18 protein-coding genes are annotated in these 18,706 nt (G+C 51.1%); 14 read left to right on the top strand and 4 right to left on the bottom strand.

Going from position 1 to position 18,706, the window contains the following annotated elements; translation table 11 throughout:
* The first annotated feature begins 168 nt into the window (after window positions 1-168).
* The 5 genes from ACFQ03_RS07865 to ACFQ03_RS07845 all read left to right on the top strand — a co-directional run bounded on the left by ACFQ03_RS07865 (window position 169) and on the right by ACFQ03_RS07845 (window position 6,663).
* The gene (locus tag ACFQ03_RS07865; RefSeq protein ID WP_379287269.1) at window positions 169-1,662 is read left to right on the top strand and encodes a DUF1266 domain-containing protein; all 1,494 of its coding nucleotides are present in this window, start codon (window positions 169-171) and stop codon (window positions 1,660-1,662) included.
* 304 nt (window positions 1,663-1,966) lie between these two features.
* On the top strand, window positions 1,967-3,739 hold the full coding sequence (sulP, locus tag ACFQ03_RS07860; protein WP_379287457.1) for a sulfate permease: 1,773 nt from the start codon (window positions 1,967-1,969) through the stop codon (window positions 3,737-3,739).
* Between the two features lie 155 nt (window positions 3,740-3,894).
* The gene (locus ACFQ03_RS07855; protein WP_144932660.1) at window positions 3,895-4,485 is read left to right on the top strand and encodes a 50S ribosomal protein L25; all 591 of its coding nucleotides are present in this window, start codon (window positions 3,895-3,897) and stop codon (window positions 4,483-4,485) included.
* Between the two features lie 487 nt (window positions 4,486-4,972).
* The gene (locus ACFQ03_RS07850; protein WP_144932662.1) at window positions 4,973-5,800 is read left to right on the top strand and encodes an HAD family hydrolase; all 828 of its coding nucleotides are present in this window, start codon (window positions 4,973-4,975) and stop codon (window positions 5,798-5,800) included.
* On the top strand, window positions 5,797-6,663 hold the full coding sequence (locus tag ACFQ03_RS07845) for an amidohydrolase family protein (RefSeq protein WP_379287266.1): 867 nt from the start codon (window positions 5,797-5,799) through the stop codon (window positions 6,661-6,663). The genes ACFQ03_RS07850 and ACFQ03_RS07845 overlap by 4 nt, the downstream gene beginning before the upstream one ends.
* Window positions 6,664-6,744: 81 nt before the next feature.
* Here the strand turns inward: ACFQ03_RS07845 and ACFQ03_RS07840 are convergent, their stop codons facing one another.
* The 3 genes from ACFQ03_RS07840 to ACFQ03_RS07830 form a co-directional block, all read right to left on the bottom strand.
* Window positions 6,745-8,256: a HEAT repeat domain-containing protein gene (locus tag ACFQ03_RS07840; protein ID WP_144932666.1), complete on the bottom strand. Its 1,512-nt coding sequence runs from the start codon at window positions 8,254-8,256 to the stop codon at window positions 6,745-6,747.
* A gap of 226 nt (window positions 8,257-8,482) precedes the next feature.
* Window positions 8,483-9,331: an AraC family transcriptional regulator gene (locus ACFQ03_RS07835; protein WP_144932668.1), complete on the bottom strand. Its 849-nt coding sequence runs from the start codon at window positions 9,329-9,331 to the stop codon at window positions 8,483-8,485.
* A gap of 236 nt (window positions 9,332-9,567) precedes the next feature.
* A complete protein-coding gene (locus ACFQ03_RS07830) occupies window positions 9,568-10,146 on the bottom strand; it encodes a GbsR/MarR family transcriptional regulator (protein WP_144932791.1) in 579 nt (192 codons plus the stop codon).
* Between the two features lie 343 nt (window positions 10,147-10,489).
* Between ACFQ03_RS07830 and ACFQ03_RS07825 the strand changes: the two genes are divergently transcribed.
* The 8 genes from ACFQ03_RS07825 (at window position 10,490) to ACFQ03_RS07790 (ending at window position 16,834) form a co-directional block, all read left to right on the top strand.
* The gene (locus ACFQ03_RS07825) at window positions 10,490-11,695 is read left to right on the top strand and encodes a quaternary amine ABC transporter ATP-binding protein (RefSeq protein ID WP_144932670.1); all 1,206 of its coding nucleotides are present in this window, start codon (window positions 10,490-10,492) and stop codon (window positions 11,693-11,695) included.
* Window positions 11,695-12,528, top strand: coding sequence for an ABC transporter permease (locus ACFQ03_RS07820; RefSeq protein ID WP_144932793.1), 834 nt, complete (start codon window positions 11,695-11,697; stop codon window positions 12,526-12,528). The genes ACFQ03_RS07825 and ACFQ03_RS07820 overlap by 1 nt, the downstream gene beginning before the upstream one ends.
* Window positions 12,529-12,530: 2 nt before the next feature.
* Window positions 12,531-13,421 (top strand): glycine betaine ABC transporter substrate-binding protein, encoded by an 891-nt coding sequence (locus ACFQ03_RS07815; protein ID WP_144932672.1) that lies wholly within the window; start codon window positions 12,531-12,533, stop codon window positions 13,419-13,421.
* 175 nt (window positions 13,422-13,596) lie between these two features.
* Entirely contained in the window at window positions 13,597-14,025 is a 429-nt protein-coding gene (locus ACFQ03_RS07810; RefSeq protein WP_370451772.1) for a BlaI/MecI/CopY family transcriptional regulator, read from the top strand.
* Window positions 14,022-14,885, top strand: a complete 864-nt coding sequence (locus ACFQ03_RS07805) for a M56 family metallopeptidase (protein WP_379287263.1) — start codon at window positions 14,022-14,024, stop codon at window positions 14,883-14,885. The genes ACFQ03_RS07810 and ACFQ03_RS07805 overlap by 4 nt, the downstream gene beginning before the upstream one ends.
* Window positions 14,886-15,055: 170 nt before the next feature.
* Entirely contained in the window at window positions 15,056-15,601 is a 546-nt protein-coding gene (locus tag ACFQ03_RS07800) for a TlpA family protein disulfide reductase (RefSeq protein WP_144932678.1), read from the top strand.
* Window positions 15,602-15,614: 13 nt separating this feature from the next.
* Window positions 15,615-16,331 carry a prolipoprotein diacylglyceryl transferase family protein gene (locus tag ACFQ03_RS07795; RefSeq protein ID WP_144932680.1) on the top strand — a complete coding sequence of 239 codons (717 nt, stop codon included), beginning with the start codon at window positions 15,615-15,617 and terminating at the stop codon, window positions 16,329-16,331.
* Between the two features lie 71 nt (window positions 16,332-16,402).
* Window positions 16,403-16,834 (top strand): OsmC family protein, encoded by a 432-nt coding sequence (locus ACFQ03_RS07790; protein ID WP_225312687.1) that lies wholly within the window; start codon window positions 16,403-16,405, stop codon window positions 16,832-16,834.
* 173 nt (window positions 16,835-17,007) lie between these two features.
* On the opposite strand, the gene ACFQ03_RS07785 is transcribed toward ACFQ03_RS07790, so the two are convergent.
* Window positions 17,008-17,412 carry a hypothetical protein gene (locus ACFQ03_RS07785; RefSeq protein ID WP_379287260.1) on the bottom strand — a complete coding sequence of 135 codons (405 nt, stop codon included), beginning with the start codon at window positions 17,410-17,412 and terminating at the stop codon, window positions 17,008-17,010.
* 210 nt (window positions 17,413-17,622) lie between these two features.
* Here ACFQ03_RS07785 and ACFQ03_RS07780 point away from each other — a divergent pair, with 210 nt between their 5' ends.
* Complete coding sequence (locus ACFQ03_RS07780) at window positions 17,623-18,702, top strand: hypothetical protein (protein WP_144932686.1); 1,080 nt, start codon at window positions 17,623-17,625, stop codon at window positions 18,700-18,702.
* Window positions 18,703-18,706 lie beyond the last annotated feature (4 nt).

Below are 18,706 nucleotides of genomic sequence, written 5' to 3'. Positions count from 1 at the left end.
ATAAATCGCCATACTTCCTACTAAAGAAAGGATCACTTTCTTCCGATGAATATAGTATATTAGTACTAGGTGCCTTGAATCGCCAGAATGAGCGGGAAATCGGTCGCGAAGCCGAGAGCTTGAAGGCGGTTTAAGATGAATTGGAACAATGTCAGGAGTATTAAGACTATGATCATATGGAGTATTTTGGACATCGAACCGACGGAAGATGTTGCGTCCATCAGGAAAGCCTATGCCAGAAAATCGAAGATTCATCATCCCGAAGACGATCCGGAAGGGTTTCAACGCTTAAGGGAGGCTTATGAGCAGGCGCTTAAGGAAGTCCGGGCAAGCTGGCCCGGTTCAGCGTCCAACGGGAATCGTTCTGTCCGCAGGCAACCCGTCAAGAAGGACACCGCTTGTGATTTCGATGCGTTCTTCGATTTCCGGGAGGAAGCTCGCCGGGCATTAATGCTGCAAGATCTGGAGCAGGCCGAACCGTATTTGGCGGTGGCGTTTCAACTGTATGAGGAAGATCCCGATCTGCTTAGACTCATCGGCCTCTATTATGTGATACAGGGAGATTGGGAGAATGCCCTTCCTGCTTTCGACCGGCTTCTCCGGGTGAGACCGGGGGATATCGACGGCTTGCTGCACCGGGCGGATTTATATTTGAAGCTGGGAAATCCGGAGAAGGCAAGGACCGACTACGGGCATATTCTGGCGGATCATCCGGATCACCTTCAGGCATTAAGCGGTCAGGCGCGAAGCTACTGCCTCGAGGAACGGATGGAAGACGCGCGATCGATATATGTGAGGATTGTAGAGCGGTATCCGCATGATATAGATGCCCGTGTCAGGCTGCTGGATGTTAGCCGCCGGCTAGGGGAGCGCGAGATGCAAACGGAGGTATACCGGCCTCAATTGCCGGAGCGGAATCGGGGATGGTTTAGGAGGCAGTGGTCTCGACCGTCTTCAGCGGTTTGCGACACGCCTGCCGGATCAGACGAAACGGCATGGAAGCGTATGGATGCGCCCTTCGAGAATGTGACGGAAACATGGTGTCTGGCTCTGGGTGCTATATTATTCGAAAGGAAGGGGCTCAAGCCGGACGAGTTCTATTCAGAGGAATTCAAGGAGGAAACCCGCTCGCAATGCAAGCATTCCTTGGAGTGTGATTGGGCTATTCATAGCAGAGAGCAGCTTCTGCAGCGGCTCGATCAACTGATGGTGGCCGGGGATAACCGGTCGTTCACGGAACTTCGTTCCTTTCTTTCCACGCTGCCGGAATCGGATCCATCCGCTTATAACGATTCGCTTGGGAACACTCATGAATCCTATGTCCAGTATCAAATCGTCCAGACTTACGATCATAAGCTGCCGGGTGCCGGAATAGCAGCCTGGGATTGGGGAAGGTACGTCTTCTTGTGCAGGGAAGGTGCGCTTGCCGGATATTTGACAGAGGCGGAAGCTCGAAGCCTGATGAGAAGGGTGGCGCACATGGCTCAGCATTCGTACTCCGACTGGCTTGAATACGGCATCGGCTTCCTGGTCGGCGAACAGTTCAGCGTCAAGAAGCTGTCTGGCCGTCATGCGGACGAACGGTTGGACACCGCCGAAGCCCTGCTCTGGAATGAAAGCAGTCTCTGGCGGCGATTGGACTGGGACACGAGACTGGACTAAAGGAACCCAAGCCAGCATTTGAAGACGTTCATGTAGTAGAAACATAGAAACGGGAACGGTGGAAAAAAGAGGGAATGTTGACAGTCGGTTCCTCATATGATAAGGTGATGGCAACGAGGCATTTCGCTCCTGGAGCGGGGTGCCTTCGTCTATATTCATAGATTGTTTTACATTTAATGGATTGTCGTCAGCTTTCGGAGGTGGTGATGCCATGTTTCTCTCTTTCACCCTCTCTAGCAGAGGGCATTAGCTGATAGCAGGTTGGACATAATGACTGGAAAAGATGTGAAATAACTTGAAGTGGATGATTAACAGTCGGTGGGAAGGCTATCGGCTTGCGGATTTGCGCAAGGATTTCATATCGGGAATGACGGTTGGCGTCATTGCAATTCCTCTCGGAATGGCTTTCGCCATAGCTTCCGGAGTCAAGCCGGAATACGGATTGTACACGACGATTGTGGCCGGTATAATCATCGCGCTTCTCGGTGGGTCGAAGTATCAGGTAGGGGGTCCGACGGGAGCCTTTATCCCGATTTTGCTGGCCATTGTGCTGCAATACGGATACGAGAATCTGTTGATCGCCGGATGGATGGCGGGAATCATTCTGGTGCTGCTCGGGCTGCTCAAGCTCGGGACCGTGATTCAGTATATTCCGCGGCCTGTCACTATCGGCTTTACTTCCGGAATTGCGGTCATTATCTTCACGGGGCAGATCGCCGGCTTTCTTGGATTGACCGGCCTGGAGCAGCGGCAAAGCTTCGTCGGGACAGTGCTCGAGCTGGCTCGCAGCCTCCATACCGTGCAATGGGGCAGTGTTGCTACAGCCGCCGTCAGTCTGGGCTTGCTTCTGGCTATTGGGAAATGGCTTCCGAAGCTTCCCGCATCTCTGGTTGCTCTGATCGGATCTGCTCTGTTCGCAGCTTTCTTCTTTGGCGACGGCATTGCTACCATCGGGTCGGAATTCGGAGCCATACCGGGCACATTGCCCAAGTTCCAGATGCCGGAGTTGACACTGGAGAAAATAATCATGCTGCTCGGCCCTGCCTTCACGATTGCTCTATTAGGCGCGATAGAATCACTGCTGTCGGCGGTAGTCGCGGACGGAATGAGCGGCACAAGGCACAACAGCAACCGCGAGCTGCTCGGCCAAGGGGTGGCTAACATCGTTACACCGATGTTCGGCGGGATTCCGGCCACCGGAGCGATAGCCCGTACCGCCGCCAACATTAAGAGCGGGGCGGTCAGCCCGTTGTCGGCCGTTATTCATGGATTGACCGTTCTCGCGGTTTTATTGCTGTTTGCTCCTTATGCTTCGCAAATTCCATTGGCCGGTATGGCGCCCATTCTGATGGTTGTCGCATGGAACATGTCCTCGCGCCGTCATTTTATCCAATTGATGAAAATGAGGAACGGTGACTCGGTTGTAGCCCTGGTTACTTTTACCCTTACCGTCTTCATTAATTTAACCGCCGCTGTCGGGATCGGTCTTGTGCTGGCCGCTCTCCTGTTCATTAAACGGATGAGTGAAATGCTGACCGTTAACAAAGTTTTTCCTTTGCGGGCAACGGATGACGGAGAGGGAAGCGGATCGCCTGCCGCAGGCGATTGTCCTCTGGTGCGGATCTATTCTGTGGAAGGGCCCCTGTTTTTCGGGGCGGCACAGTATCTCTTAAATACGCTTATGGACACGGTCCAATCTACCCCGAAGGCACTTATTCTGGAACTCGGCAGAATGCCTTTTATCGATGCTACCGGAGAAGCCAATTTGCATATGCTTGTCCGTCATTTTCAGGAGAAGGATTGTTTGGTGCTTGTGGCGGGCATCCAGTCTCAGCCCCGCGAAATGCTGGTCCGATCAGGATTATACTCGCGAATCGGGAGATCCAACTTTTTTGCCCGGTGGGAGGAAGCTGTCGACCATGTACTGGCGCGGCAGGATATGAGCCCATGTGTTCAGTGTTCTTCTTGTGTATGGAGATCTGGCGTTGGAAGAGAGGGGGCCTCCGTCTTCCTCGCGAGCGATCCTTCATGCGCAGAGGAATCGACCCCTTTGGGCCAAACGGCCGACCATGGGTGATGAGGCGGCGCAAAGCCGGCGATATGGTCAATCGTCTGCCGGACCGCCGATGGGGACGTAGTTGTTATGGAGTTTATGGCAAGTTGTTATGTTGGTGACCGTTTAAGAGAATATGCCCTAGAATCAGGAATATTTAATTAAAGGAGCTAATGAACATGAGTCAACCATTGCAAGCGTCTGTTCGAACTAAAATGTCCCGTTCCGGGATGAAAGAATTGCGCAAGGCCGGCCGGCTGCCGGGCATTGTATTCGGCAAGCATACGGACAATCGGATGATCCATGTCTCTTCGAGGGAATTTCAACGCTGGGCGAAGAGCGGAGCATCGCAAATTATTCAACTGAACATTGATGGAGGGGAGACGGTTCCCGTTCTGCTCGAAGGAGTGCAGCGTCATCCGGTTTCGGGTGATTGGCTCCATGTCGACTTTCTGCAGGTGAAGATGGATGAAGCGGTCAGGAGCCGGATTCCGATTGAGTTTAAAGGAACGCCTAAAGGAACGAAGACAGGCGGAATCATGCAAACCCAAGGAACGAGCATTGAGGTTGAAGGGCTGCCGGGCAATCTGCCGACCGCCATCACCGCCGATATTGAACATCTGGATGTGGGAGAGACCTTCCACGTTTCCGATTTGAAGCTTCCGGAGAACGTGACCGTGCTGTCCCCGGAAGATGAGCTTCTGGTTTCCATTGTAGCTCCGAGATTGGATAAATCGGCGACGGATGAAGAAGTAGAGGCTGCGAACTGATCTATTATATCTTATGATCACGAGGCATTTCCTTATCCGGGAGATGCCTCGTTTCTTTATGAAGAGATCATTCTGCCGGGATGATTAGAAGTCGGGGCTTCTCCGTCTTGGGGCGTTACCCTCCATGTGTCTCTTTGTCGTTTGATATAGGTCAACTTTGCCGGATTGGCTATTACATCTATTGCCTGAATACAATTTCGTTGAATCTGGAAGGTGAAAACATATAGTATATTCGTTCCCTTTGATAATACGAGTCCCCATTGATTGTTGATATGTCTATAATGGGTTTCCATGCCCTTAGGCTTATAGTTGGATTTAATCTGTTATTTTCGGAAATGAAATCGTTCGAGCGGTATCCTACCAATTCTACAATTTTAGTTAAATCTACCATCTCAACCGTCTTTCTACTATAATAATAGGTAAGTATAGAACAGGATAGAAAAGCCGCCAGCTATGCAGTCGTTAACGGCAGGCAAGGGAGAAACGAATGAAGCCGATTCAAGCGATCGTTTTGGATTTGGATGGTACTTTATTGAATTCGCACAAGCAAGTGTCTCCCCGTAATCAGGCGGCAGTTATGGCGCTGCATGCCCGGGGGATTGCCGTTATCATTGCTACGGCGCGTCCGCTAAGATCGGTGAAATGTCTGCTTCCTGCGGAGTGGCTTACTTTAGGTTATCAGATTTGTTACAACGGTGCATTTACGGTGAATGAAGCTGTGGATGTCTATGAGCACTTGGCGATTCCTCGAGCGACGGCTGCGGAAATTTACCGGTTTATCAAGGAGCAGAACGGCTCCATTCCCGTGACGATAGAAGTAGAGGACACGGCTTACGCGGACTGTATTTTGACAGATGAACATCGTCGGATATTCGGGATTCCCGAGGATGTTCCTCCGCTGGAAGTCATCTCCGGTACCGAGATGGAGACGGTCTCTCCGTCCAAAATTTTGCTCGCCAACGTGGATGGAATTTATAGCAAGCTGAAAGCGGTCTTTCGGAGCAAAGTGAACATCATATGCACCGATGGTCAAGAGCTCATCCAAATCATGAATAAGCAGGTCTCCAAAGAGAATGCCTTGCGCAAGGTTCTCGACCGGTCAGGGATCAAAGCGGAGAATACGATTGTATTCGGCGATGATCATAATGACCTGGGCCTGTTCGATTTGTGCGGAATCCCGGTCGCAATGGGGAATGCCGTAGAGGAATTAAAAGCTAAAGCGGCTCTCGTAACGGATACGAATGACCGTGATGGCGTGGCCAGGATATTGGAACAATGGATTGAATATGGAGAAGGGGAGGAGAGGAACGAATGAGCGAGCAGCTTTATAAAACGGGCTTCAAGCGCATAGATGCTCATCAGCACTATTGGAAGCTGAGCCGGGGGGATTACGGCTGGCTTACTCCGGATTCCGGAGTTCTGTATCGGGATTATTTGCCCGGCGATTTGAAGGAGCACTTGCGGGAGCAGTCGATCGACAGGACGATCGTCGTTCAAGCGGCGCCTACGATAGAGGAGACGGAATATCTTCTTGCCTTATGCGAGGAAGAAGAGACGCTGGCCGGTGTCGTCGGCTGGATCGACCTGGAAGCGGACGATTTTCATGAGCAGTACGCAAGATTGGCTGCAAACCGATATTTCCTCGGGATCCGGCCGATGCTGCAGGATTTGCCGGATGACCGCTGGATTTTGCGGCCCAAGGTCATCTCTGCGTTAGAGAAGTTGGCTCGAGACGAATTTCCCGTTGATCTGTTAGTGAAGCCCAGACATCTCGTGCATATTCTCGAGTTGATGAAGCAGGTGCCCGGGCTTCGGGCAGTGGTGGATCATTTGGCCAAGCCCAATATTAAGGAAGGTGTTATGGAGCCTTGGTCAACCCATATCAAGGAACTGGCCCAATTCCCTAATCTGTACTGCAAGCTGTCCGGAATGGTGACGGAGGCCGATCACGAGCAGTGGCGAACGAACGATTTTATCCCGTATGTGCATCATGTAGTGGAATGCTTCGGGGCGGAGCGGGTCATGTTCGGCAGCGATTGGCCCGTCTGCTTGTTGGCGGTCTCTTACCAAGAAGTGACCGGGCTGCTGAATGAATGTCTCCCCGCATATATAACAGAACAGGACAAGGAACGGATTTTCGGCGAGAATGCTTCGAGATTTTATAGACTGGATCGATAGCATGAAATCTCCGTTGATGCGAAAGCCATAATTTAACCGGCGGACTCCCTGGAGGAGCCGCCGGTTTTTTGGTTTAAAGCTTTACGGGTAGAACGTGCTGGCCGGAGTCGTCGACGGGCACCAGCGCGATTGGCGCAAGAAGTGCAGCAGCGCTTCCTTGGCCGTGTCGGTGCCGATATAATACAGCGCTTCGGCGGCATGAGCACGCACATAGCGATTATCGTCGTCCAGCGCTTGAATCAGCTCGGGGACCGCTGCTTCCGCTTGGGGGCCGAGCCTGGAAATGCACAGTCCGGTCATGAAGCGCACCTGCGGGTCCGGATCATTCAGCGCCTGCTTCAACGCGGCAACGATTTCCTCACGGGGAGAACCGATATTGCACAACGCTTCCACCGTGCTGTACCGGACCGGTTCGGAAGGATGATCAAGCAGCCCGATCAAGGCAGGAACCGCCGGTTCGGCGAGATGCCTTAGCTCTCCCAAAGCGAAGGCAGCGTGAACCGTGACCTCTTCCCGGCCGCCCTTCAATGCTTCGGTCAGACCGGCAACCGCACCGGCCCCGGAGGCAGACAGCCCGTAAGCGGCATTGCGGGAGATCAGCTTATCTTCATGCTGCAGCGCTTGCAGCAGCGCGGCGGTTCCCGGCTCGCCCATCCGTGCCAGCGCATAGGCGGCATTCAGCCTGACCGGCTCGAAGGAGTCCTCCAACGCCCGGGCGAGCACCGGAATAGCCCCGGCTTCCCGGGCATCCGCTCCAAGCAGCCCTAACCGGTTCGCGGCGGCCGCACGCAGCTCCGGATCCTCCATCTGCAGCTGACCGATCCACTGTTGCGCTTGAGCTCCGTCCCCGATGGGAGTCGAGTCCGGACCCAGCTTACCCGACAGCCAGTTCCATGTCTCGCGCCAAACAACCTCATGGGGCCGGACAGCGGGGCTTAAGGAGGAGGGGGTGATCCACTCCTTTTCTTGATGGTCCCAGCTCGGGGCTTGCGGAATTTGGGTACGCATAAATTCGAACTTTAACATGTAGCGGTGCTGTCCAAGCTTATTGGCCGTCGAACGATGCCAGATGTCATATTGAATGAGGGCGAATGTTCCGGCTTCCCCGTTAGCGGTTGCTTCCGCGGCGGGATTCTCTTCTTCGAAGGTGCGGGTATCGTAATACTGCGAGCCCGGAAGCACTCCGGTCGGCCCCAGCTCGATGGGAGTATCCTGGGGAAAATACATAATCATGGCCCACCATGGATGATGATTGCGCATTCTTCGGTATCCCCAATAGCTGTCCTTGTGCCAGCCTCCCGGCTGGGGGGAGTTGTTGTAGTGCCCGTGACGGTGGGCATGCAGCATATAGTCGGGTCCGAGGACGCTGGTCAAGGCTCCGGTAATGACCGGATGCTCGAACACCTTCTGCACTTCGCGGATGCGGGGAAGCAAATTGTTGCCCGGGTTCCCTTCATCCTGATACACTTCGTTAAGCTGCTCCAACAACCGTTGATGGAACTCCTTGGACAGATCGGTTTTGAGAATCAGGAAGCCTTCGGCAATGAATTTTCTCATCTGTTCATCGGTTAATAATTGTGGTTTGCTGTTCATGGACGTCCCTCCATACTTTTATTCATTCCAGCTTGCTGTCAAACCTACTTCTTATTTTAGTGACCGCCGGCTTGAATGAAATGGAAGAAGCTTACCGCTACTTGCACAAAACTAACCTTTTAACAGTTGCCTGACTCGTTGCAGCAATCGGGTTTATTGGATTAGAGCTTCGTGACAGGATGTTTATTGAATCGTTGGGGCCTAATCTGCACCGTTAATGGATCGGCTATACAATCGGATAGAACAAAACACGATAGTCGGATGGAGCAAGTCCAGTGTGCTTCTTGAAGAGGCGAGAGAAATAATAGGGCTCCATCCCTAAGGATCGCGCGATGTCCGAGACGGGCTGGTCCGTTGCCGAGAGCAGCGCTTTCGCCCGGTCTATTTTTAGCTGCTGAACGTATTGAATGGGGGAGGTGCCGACGATTTCGTGAAAATGGCGGATAAAATAGTTGGGATGAAAATGGAGCAGACCGGCCATTTCCTGAACGGTTATATTCTCATGCAGATGCTGGTCGATGTATTTCAGCACGGTATGAATTTTGCCCATTCGCTCGTCGCCATTTAATGGCTTCCATTCGTACTTGTCTTGCAGAGAAGCTTCTACGAACAGGCTGATGATTTCCAGCAGAACCGATTTCTGCATCATATAGGCGGTGAACCGGTCGCTCTCATAATGACGGATTAGCTGCTCGAACAGGCCGACCAGCCCGGCGCGGTCCCGGACCTCTATATAATGAGGAAGCCCGAGCAGTTGAAACAGATTGAGATCGCCGATCTTGGCGGTAAAATGACACCAGTACTTGCCGAAGGTATGCTCGCTAATCGGGAAAAAAGACTGCTCCACACCCGCAGGCATAATGAATAATTGGCCGGGCTGCGGATAATAGGTCCGCCCATCGATGATGAGACAGCCTTCGCCTTCACAGATGTAATAAAAACGGTTGAAATCGGGAATATAGTTCATCTGCCGCCATTTCGTATTTACCTTCGTATAGGCAGCAAGAGACAAGTGAGCCTGCAGATTGGCCATTACATTTCTTAGTCTGGCAAGCTGTTTTTCCGGTTTCAGCATAGGGATCGCCTCCATGAACAGGGGCCTGTATTTGGGTGATGCTGCTCGATCGGGATAGGGCCCGCCTTGGATAAGCAGTTCCGTCAACCAGCCTCATTTCATTTATATATAGTTCATTAGCCGAACCGGAAATCCTGCCTTTGCACCGGCGAAAAGCCCAATGGAATACAAAAAAAGCCGCCATTCGTCCGAAGATCGAAAAGCAGCTTATCGGTAAGTTATTGCAGAAGCGTCTCTTACTTGGCGGCTTCCGTCGATGGCAATTCCTTGGGCACCAGGTTATAGATTTCCCCGGATTCCAGCGTGTCAATAAGTCGGTCCAACCACAAATAGTATTGGATCGCTCCCTCCATCTTATCTATATCGTGGCGGATGATATCGGCCAGCTCCTTATTGTCGGGCTCCTGCTCCGCCAATTTCTGCAGATCGCGGATGGACTTCTTCAATACCTGAATATTCATTTCCAAAGAATGGCGCCACTTGATCACGAAAAAGTCGGCGAAGTTCTGGTACCAGTCTTGCTCCACCTCATAGAGATCTTTCCGCGATCCCTTCCCCCATACCCGCTTCACCATCTTCAGATCAAGCAGGGTACGGACACCCGTGCTCATTGTCGTCTTGCTCATCTTCATTTGTTGTCCCATTTCGTCGAGCGTCATAGGCTTGTCCTGGAAGAACATCATTCCATAAAGGCGCCCGGTGGAGACGGTGATCCCGTACAAATCCATATTATTTCCGACGGATTCGATTACGCGCTCGCGTGCCTTTTGGATGATCTCTGCCTGCTCGTCGGTTAATTGATCCCATTGGTTCATCATCAACACCTCATCGAGAAGGATTGTCTCGTCTTATATTCATCGGCTGTCCATCCCGCTAGGATCTCCTATCGTAAGGGTTACAGCAACGGATGTTTGACTTGGCGGGCAGTGACCTTACATCACCGCACTACAAGATATAACGTTATTGTAGTGAACTGGCTTGCAAAAGTAAAGAAACCCCAAGGGAAGGATTATTGAGGAAAACAGAGTATATGGAATGTATCGTATGTAAAGTTTTTTCCGAACGTACGAGACAAACGTTTATTAGCGTTGACCTTTCTTTTGTCCTTTGAGTAAACTTAACGGGTATAAAGATGAGCGTAGGGAAGGGGGGAATAAGATGGCTGTCATATCCGTCAAAAACTTGACCAAAATGTTCGGATCCGAGGTAGGACGAGCATTTCCGCTGCTGGAGCAGGGGCTATCAAAGAAGGAAATATACGAAAAAACGAAAATAACCGTAGGGGTTAACCGGATCAGCTTCGATATCCAACAAGGGGAGATTTTCGTCATCATGGGACTGTCGGGAAGCGGTAAGTCTACTCTTGTCCGATTATTGAACCGGTTAATCGAGCCGACATTGGGGGAAGTGTTAGTCCATGGCCGGGACATCGTGAAGATGGGGCAGGAGGAGCTAAGAAATGTTCGCCGCAGCACCATCAGCATGGTTTTTCAGAAATTCGCTTTATTTCCTCATAAGACGGTCCTGCAGAATGTGGAGTTTGGGCTCGAAATTCAGGGCTGGACTAAAGCCGAGCGAAGTGAGAAAGCGATACGCTCGCTTTCCCTGGTTGGCTTGCAGGGATGGGAGAACAGTTATCCCGACGAGCTTAGCGGAGGGATGCAGCAGCGGGTCGGACTGGCCCGAGCGCTGGCCAACGATCCCGACATTCTGCTGATGGATGAGGCCTTCAGCGCTCTGGATCCGCTTATCCGCAAGGATATGCAGGATGAGCTGCTGGAGCTTCAGCAGAAGATGAAGAAAACGATCGTGTTCATAACCCACGATTTGGATGAAGCGCTGCGAATCGGCGATCGGATCGCTCTGATGAAAGACGGCTCCGTCGTACAAATTGGAACACCGGAAGAAATTATGATTCAGCCGGCGGACGAATACGTAGAGAAGTTCGTGGAGGATGTCGATTTATCCAAGGTGTTGACCGCTGAGCATGTGATGCGGAGGCCGGAGACGATTACCCTGGATAAAGGCGGGCCGAGGGTGGCTCTGCAGCTGATGAGGGACAGCGGGGTTTCGAATTTGTTCGTTGTCGATCAATCCCGGAAGCTGATCGGAGTTATTACAGCGGAGGATGCATCGGCTGCTGTTCAGGAAGGCAAGAAATTGGAAGATATTATCATTCGTGAAGTGCCTGTCGTTCCTCCGGATAAACACTTGAACGAGCTGTTTGATTTGTGCAGCACGTCGCGATTCCCTGTATCCGTCGTTGGAGAGAATGGAAGGCTGCTGGGTGTAATCGTCAGGGGAGCTGTGCTGGGAGCTTTATCCGGCAACCAGACGCATTCTTACAAAGGGGGTGAAGCATGATGCCCAAAATCCCTTTGGATCAATGGATTGAGAAGCTGGTGTCTTTCCTGGCGGATAACCTGCAGTTTCTGTTTGATTTCTTTAAGATGGTCATCGGCGGAGCCGTAGGCGCCTTTTCCTGGGTCTTTCATTTGCTTCCGTTCTATGTGTGGATCGGCATATTCGCCGTCATTGCCTACTTAGTGTCCCGTTGGGGGCTGGCTATCTTCACGGTAATAGGGCTGCTGCTGATAGAGAATCTCGGGTATTGGGACCATACGATGGATTCACTTGCACTAGTTGTTACTTCTACGCTGATCTCCATCATCGTTGGTCTGCCGTTGGGAATCTGGTGCGCCCGACGCGATGGAGTGCGCAATGTGCTGACGCCGATATTGGACTTCATGCAGACGATGCCGGCCTTCGTCTATCTGATTCCGGCGGTGACTTTCTTCGGGCTCGGAGTCGTTCCGGGGGTCATCGCTTCGGTTATTTTCGCAGTCCCGCCAACCATTAGGCTGACCAATCTGGGCATCCGCCAAGTATCCGCCGAGTTGGTAGAGGCGGCCGATGCCTTCGGGTCCACCCCGGGACAGAAGCTGTTCAAGATTCAACTTCCGCTCGCAGCCCCGACGATTATGGCGGGAATTAACCAGACCGTGATGCTTTCTCTGTCCATGGTTGTTATTGCATCCATGATCGGAGCGCAAGGACTGGGAGCAGATGTCTATAAAGCCGTTACCCAGCTAAAAATTGGAGAAGGTTTTCAGGCGGGATTGGCCGTTGTCATTCTGGCTATATTGCTGGATCGGCTGTCACAAGGGATGATGAAAAAAGATAAAAAAAGGAGATAGGTATGTTTAAAAAAGGAATAAAGGTTGTTCTATCCGCTGCATTAGGTTTTGGTTTGCTGGCAGGCTGCTCCTCCGGGGAGAAAGAGCAGTCCGATTTTATCGGCGATCAGGTGAAATATGAGATTATCGGTATTGATCCGGGTGCGGGTCTCATGGAAGCGACCGAGAAGGTGCTTAAGGAATATGAATTGACGGATTGGAAATTGATTGAAGGCTCCGATACCGCCATGACCGCTTCCCTGGAGAAGGCCTATAAGGAGAAGAAGCCGATCATTATTACCGGATGGACTCCACACTGGAAGTTCGCCAAATATGATCTGAAATATCTCGAAGATCCTAAAGGGGTATACGGTGCGGATGAAGAAATTCATACGATCGTCCGCAAGGGCCTGAAGGAAGACGACCCGGCGGCCTACGAGTTCCTTGACCGTTTCGAGTGGACACCTGCCGATATGGAGAAAGTGATGGTAGATGTCTATGAAGGAATGAAGCCGGAGGAAGCCGCCGCTAAGTGGGTGGAAGAGAACGCGGACAAAGTGGAAGCCTGGATCAAGGATGTGCCGCAAGCGGACGGCAAGAAGCTGAAGCTCGCCTACGTGGCCTGGGATTCGGAAATCGCCAGCACGAATGTGGTTATGCATGTATTGGAATCCAAGCTTGGCTATAAAGTGGAGGGACTGCAGGTTGAGGCTGCCCCCATGTGGGTAGGAGTGGCTAATGGAGACGTAGACGCCATTGTGGCGGCTTGGCTTCCGACTACCCACCAGAGACATTTCGAGACTCACAAAGATAAAATCGAGGATCTCGGTCCCAATTTGATTGGTACGAAGCTGGGGCTGGTTGTGCCGTCCTACGTCGATATTAACTCCATTGAAGATTTGAAGAAGAAGTAAGCAAGCCCGTAAGATAAGCGGATTAATGAAATATTACGAGTGAATTGGCCGTCAGGCGGGAGAACCCCATGCCTGGCGGTTTTCCTTTATAATCCCGGCCGCTGAATTGCTTCTTCATTCATTGACAGCGGATTGCCAACTATACTACAATGCATAGTGTTAGGGGTGATCAAAACTGAAAGTAGACAAGTATAATATGAACGAGGAAGGGCTCAACCGTTTTTTTGGCCCGCTGGAAGCGAGAATTATGGAGCGGGTTTGGCAAACGGGGAGGGCCAGCATTAAAGAGGTTCAGGAAATGCTTTGCAAGGAAGCCCCCATTTCGTTCAATGCGGTTATGACGGTGATGAACCGACTGTGTGAGAAAGGCCACTTGAATCGGCTGGCCAAGAGGTCCCGTGGAGAAGTTTCCTATTATGCCGCCGTTCAGACGAAGGAGCAATTTCTGAGTGAACAGACCAAGGAACTGGCTAACGGATTAATAACCGATTTCGGACCGCTCGTCGTCAATCATTTAATCGATTCTCTGGATCAAGCCGACCCCGAATTGATTGAACGTCTGGAGCAAAAATTGCATGAGATGAGAAGAAGGAACGAGACGTGAACGGCAGCTTGAAGACGAAAATGGCTTTTGTTATTGTCGGTTCGGCGTCCTTGCTTCTGCTCTTACAGATGGGGCTCCATGCTGTCCAGCAGTTTTCGGGGGCTGAAGGGCGATGGAATTTACTTAAGCTCTGTCTGATTACCTTTAAGGAATCGCCCTTTATCTTTTTTCTGATATCGGCCGCGGTTAACTTGCTGATCTTCGTGACGTTCGGCAGAATAGCGCTGCGGATGGCGACACAGTTCTATCTTTCATGCAAATGGGGTGCACATTTCAGAGCCCGGACGGATCACGAGGCCTCGATGATGCTTGAACGGCGATACAGCCATTGGGGCGTTCCAATTAGAGTGATTCGTGACGACTCTTTGTTTGCTCTGGCTGCAGGACTTATCAAGCCGCGGATCTTTGTGTCGACGGGTTTGCTGAATATGCTTTCCGACAGGGAAATGGAAGCGGTTCTGCTGCATGAAAGACATCACTGTATGAGGCGGGACCCGTTGAAGATGCTCGTGGTCACGATCTGCCGGGATGCCTTCGGATACATACCGCTTATCCGCGGGCTCGCACATTATTATCGGGTCATGAAAGAGCTGCTGGCGGACCGGTTTGTCATCCAGCAGATGAATACGCCTTATGAGCTTGGAAATGTGCTGTTGAAAATGACGAAGCGCGCGGCCCCAGCTCCGCGAGGTATCGGAGTATCCTTCGCCGACACGGCCATCAATTACCGGATCGAGCAGATCATAGAACCCGGCGGCAAGGTAGAAGCCCCCGCCGTCCGCTTTCCCGCAGTGCTTGTTTCGTTCCTCATGCTCGTCATTTCCCCCTATTTGCTGTTGATTCTGGGCGGGTGTGTATAAGCCCGTCCTTTCACCATATAATTTACACTATTGTATGTAGTGCGAATACTATTGACAAACGCTGCAAGCTTGTGTGCAGAGGACGGGGTGCATGCAATGGATACTTGCCTTGAGCTGTTCAGTCATCCGCGGCAAATTGAAGGCAGCTAAGATGGAAAGGAGACGGTGCAATGAAAAAACAAGCTTGGATCATAATTATGATTGCCTTTCTGATCGGTCTTGCGGTTTATCAGAATGGGAGCGACGGTCAGAACAAGCAGTCTGCCGCAGATCTGGAGGTGCAGCCCCTTGTAGGCTTCAAGGCACCAATCTTCCAATTGAAAGGTATGGACGGCGAAATGTATTCTCTGGCCGAGGAAACGAAGCCGGCCATCATCAATTTCTGGGCTTCCTGGTGCGGTCCTTGCGAACTGGAAGCTCCCGAGCTGGTGAAGCTGTATGACAAATACCGGGATGAGATTGAAATATATGCGGTCAATGCCACCACCTTGGACAAGGAAAAGAATGCTCGCGAATTTGCCGAAAGGCACGAATTCGATTTCCCTGTTCTGCTCGATGACGATTCGAAACATAAAGTGATTGATCTATTCGAGGTACAAGCCTATCCGACAACCTTCTTCGTCAACCGCAACGGGGTCATAGTGGACAAGGTTCTCGGCTTGGTCGATCCTGGCACACTGGAGAAAAAAGTGAAACAAATGATCAAATCGAAGTAAAGGAGGCGGCTGTATGCCGGAAGTGCTTCAGGCGGGTCCGTTGATGATCCGTACCAGCTGGCTGCTGCTCGCGCTTGCCGCCATAGCCGGATATTTGCTCGTCCGCTGGAAATTGAATAAGGTCGGGGATAAGGGGCGCGAGCTTCCAGATCTGATCGGAAACGCCATTCTGATTATACTGCTGACATGGAAGCTCAGTCCGGCGATTTTCAACCCTTCCGTCCTATGGACCAATCCGGCAAGCCTGCTGTTTGTTAACGGCTCCGGCATGGGTCTATGGCTGGGTTTAGGGCTGGCGCTGGTTTATCTGGAGGCCGCGAGGAGAAAACGGGGGATAGACCGGCCTTTCCTGCTTGATACGATGGCTTATTGGGCGGGGCTTATTGCGGTCGTCTATTATTTGTTTATTTGGCAGTACGGGAAAGCGACGGAATGGCCTTGGGGAATAGCCGTCGGATATTCGAATTATCGATATCATCCGGTTAATCTTTATATCGTTCTCATTCTTCTCCCTTCTTATATCTGGATGTGGCGGAAAGGAGGCCGGCTCGGCAGCGGCAAGCTATTCTCCCACTTTCTAACCTTCTATGGGATTGCGCTGCTTGCAGGCTCCTTCTTCCGGGTGAATGACCCGCTGTGGGCAGGCTTGACTGCGGAGCAGCTACTCGCCACAGGAATGGCCCTGGCAGGTGTTTTGGCTTTCCCTCAGAGTAAAGAGAAGACTTCTTGACAGGCATGGGAAGACTAGAGGATGATGGACTCAGATGAGCTTGGCGGAAAACGTAAAGGGGTGTTATTGAAATGAAAATCCGTACAGAATGGCAGGGCAAGAGGAAATTCAAGAGCTTGTCCTCCAGAAATCACGAAGTGATGATGGATGCCGTGCCGGATGTGGGCGGTGAGAATGCCGGCAGTTCGCCCATGGAGCTGGTCTTGATGGGGCTTACAGGCTGCATGGGGATTGATGTGACGATGATATTGGAGAAGATGAGGCTCGCTCCGGACCGGTTGGAAATAGAAGCTGCGGGGATCCGCGCCGAAGAGCCTCCGCGCAGATTTGTGGAAATTCATCTGACTTTTCACGTTGACGGCGATATCAAGCCGGACAAAATATGGAGGGCAATCCGCTTAAGTGAGCAGAAATATTGTTCGGTTGCCCATTCCCTCAACTCGAAGGTGGCGAGCCGACTGCTGTTGAACGGGAAGGAGGAGCCCCCCGCCGGACAGTCCTAACGGAGCCTTGGGCAAGGAGTCTATTTTCGTCACAGCTCCTGCCAAATGTTACAGGTCCTAGTCTCTTATATATCCCATATCATTTATGAAGCCCGCCGGTAAACGTCATAGTCCCGGCGGGCTTAAGCGCTTTGGAACCCTATCGGACGCCTCGAATTTTTATCCAGGTTCAGTCATCCAAGTTCTTGATGAATTTTCTCCAGATTTTCCTTAAGCTTCAGGCAGCTTTTATAGTCGATTTTGCCATGGTAGGCTTCTTCCTGGTGAAGCTGATCCTCCAACGGCTGTGCTTCAAAGCTCATCGCTGCTCCACCGGAGGCATCGCTATAACGCTGTTCCGCATAAGCGATTAATTGCTCATTTAACTGCTCCATCTTTTCCACGCTGTTCCTTAAGGAGTTCAGATGGATAGCTGTATCGTGTTCATCGGAATAGTGTGTCAGCTCTTCTCTTTCGCTGTTGATCAGATGGCGCAGCTCCTCTACCTGAAATTGGGAGGAGGAGGGAAGCTCCATATGGTCCAGAATTTGTTGGCAAGCGTCCAGCAGCTCCTGAATTCGGGTTACCGATTGAGACATTATAATTCCACCTTTATTGTTATTCATTTCCTTTACCTATAGTTTGGAGCCCTCCGACAAAATTATGCGCCGTTCCCGATTCTTTTCTTTTTTTGCTTGTACAGCTTATGTCTTAATAGGTATAATTAGTTGGATTCCTGTCTTTTTTTGGCCTCTATGGTAGAATATCATCTACCATATTTAATATGAAGGAATAGGTGAAATTTACTCATGAAAGCACTTAAGTATGTCATCTTGTATTTGATTATTCTGCAACTCGCGGTCCCCTTGCTGGTGCCGGATCATGAAGTCTATCATAACCGGATAGATTACGAACTGACGAAGAGCAATTTGCATGACATCGATGCGGCGCTGGACAAGATCAAACGGCAAATCTCCCGCAGCAAATCCGATAATTATATCATTCTGCTGGGAGATTCAATTATTTATGGAAGTCCCGGTAACTCGGATCAACCCGTAAATGTTTATATGGAGAGATTGGCTCGCGAAACAATGGGAGAAGAAGCGCCGGCCATCTATAATCTATCGATGCCGGCTATGCAATTGGGAGACATCTATACGATGCTGTTGATGCTGGATAAGCATAACATATCGACCGAGCGGGTCATCTTCAATATTCGCTATGCTTCATTTGTAGAGCGGAACCCTTGGCCTCCCGCTGTATTCTGGCTGAAGGATGAACTCAGGAAGCTGGATCCCGACACATTCGCGCATATTCGTCCGCAGCTTGAATCGACCGGCTACAGCGTCCCGGAAGGGCTTTATGAGAAATATAAGCATTGGCTCCATGAAGATGTGCTTCCGAGTATGTCGTTGTTCCGTTATAAAGATTTTATTATTAAATCCGTCAAGCATACGTACACGCGTGCTAAGGGGCTTCCCATCCCGGATGATGCTCTTGGTGATCCCCGTCCTTGGCACCAGAAGGAAGGGCTGGAGCAGTATCTGAAATCGGATGAGATTGTGAACAGCTATACGGACAAGCCGTTCGACTTGTCGGATGCCAGTCCGGATGTATTCTTCCTCAACCAGATTATCAAGCACCAACAAGGCACCAACACAATGGTGGTTTTTAACGGCGTCAATCAGACGCTGATGGAAGCTTATGTGAACAAGGAAGGATATCGGCAGAACATAGCCAGGATTGATCGAATGATGGAAAGCACTCCGTTTAAATACATTAATCTGGAAGGGAAAATAGACGATGCTTTGTTTACAGACCATACTCACTTCACGCCCGAAGGCCATGAAGCGCTGAGCGGCCTGTTGTGGGAAGCTTACACTAAATAAAGGG

This window comes from Paenibacillus residui (assembly GCF_042677205.1).
GTDB classification, from domain to species: Bacteria; Bacillota; Bacilli; order Paenibacillales; family NBRC-103111; genus Paenibacillus_L; species Paenibacillus_L residui.
The sequence above is the reverse complement of the archived record's forward strand: the minus strand, read 5'-3'. Positions and strand labels throughout refer to the sequence as shown.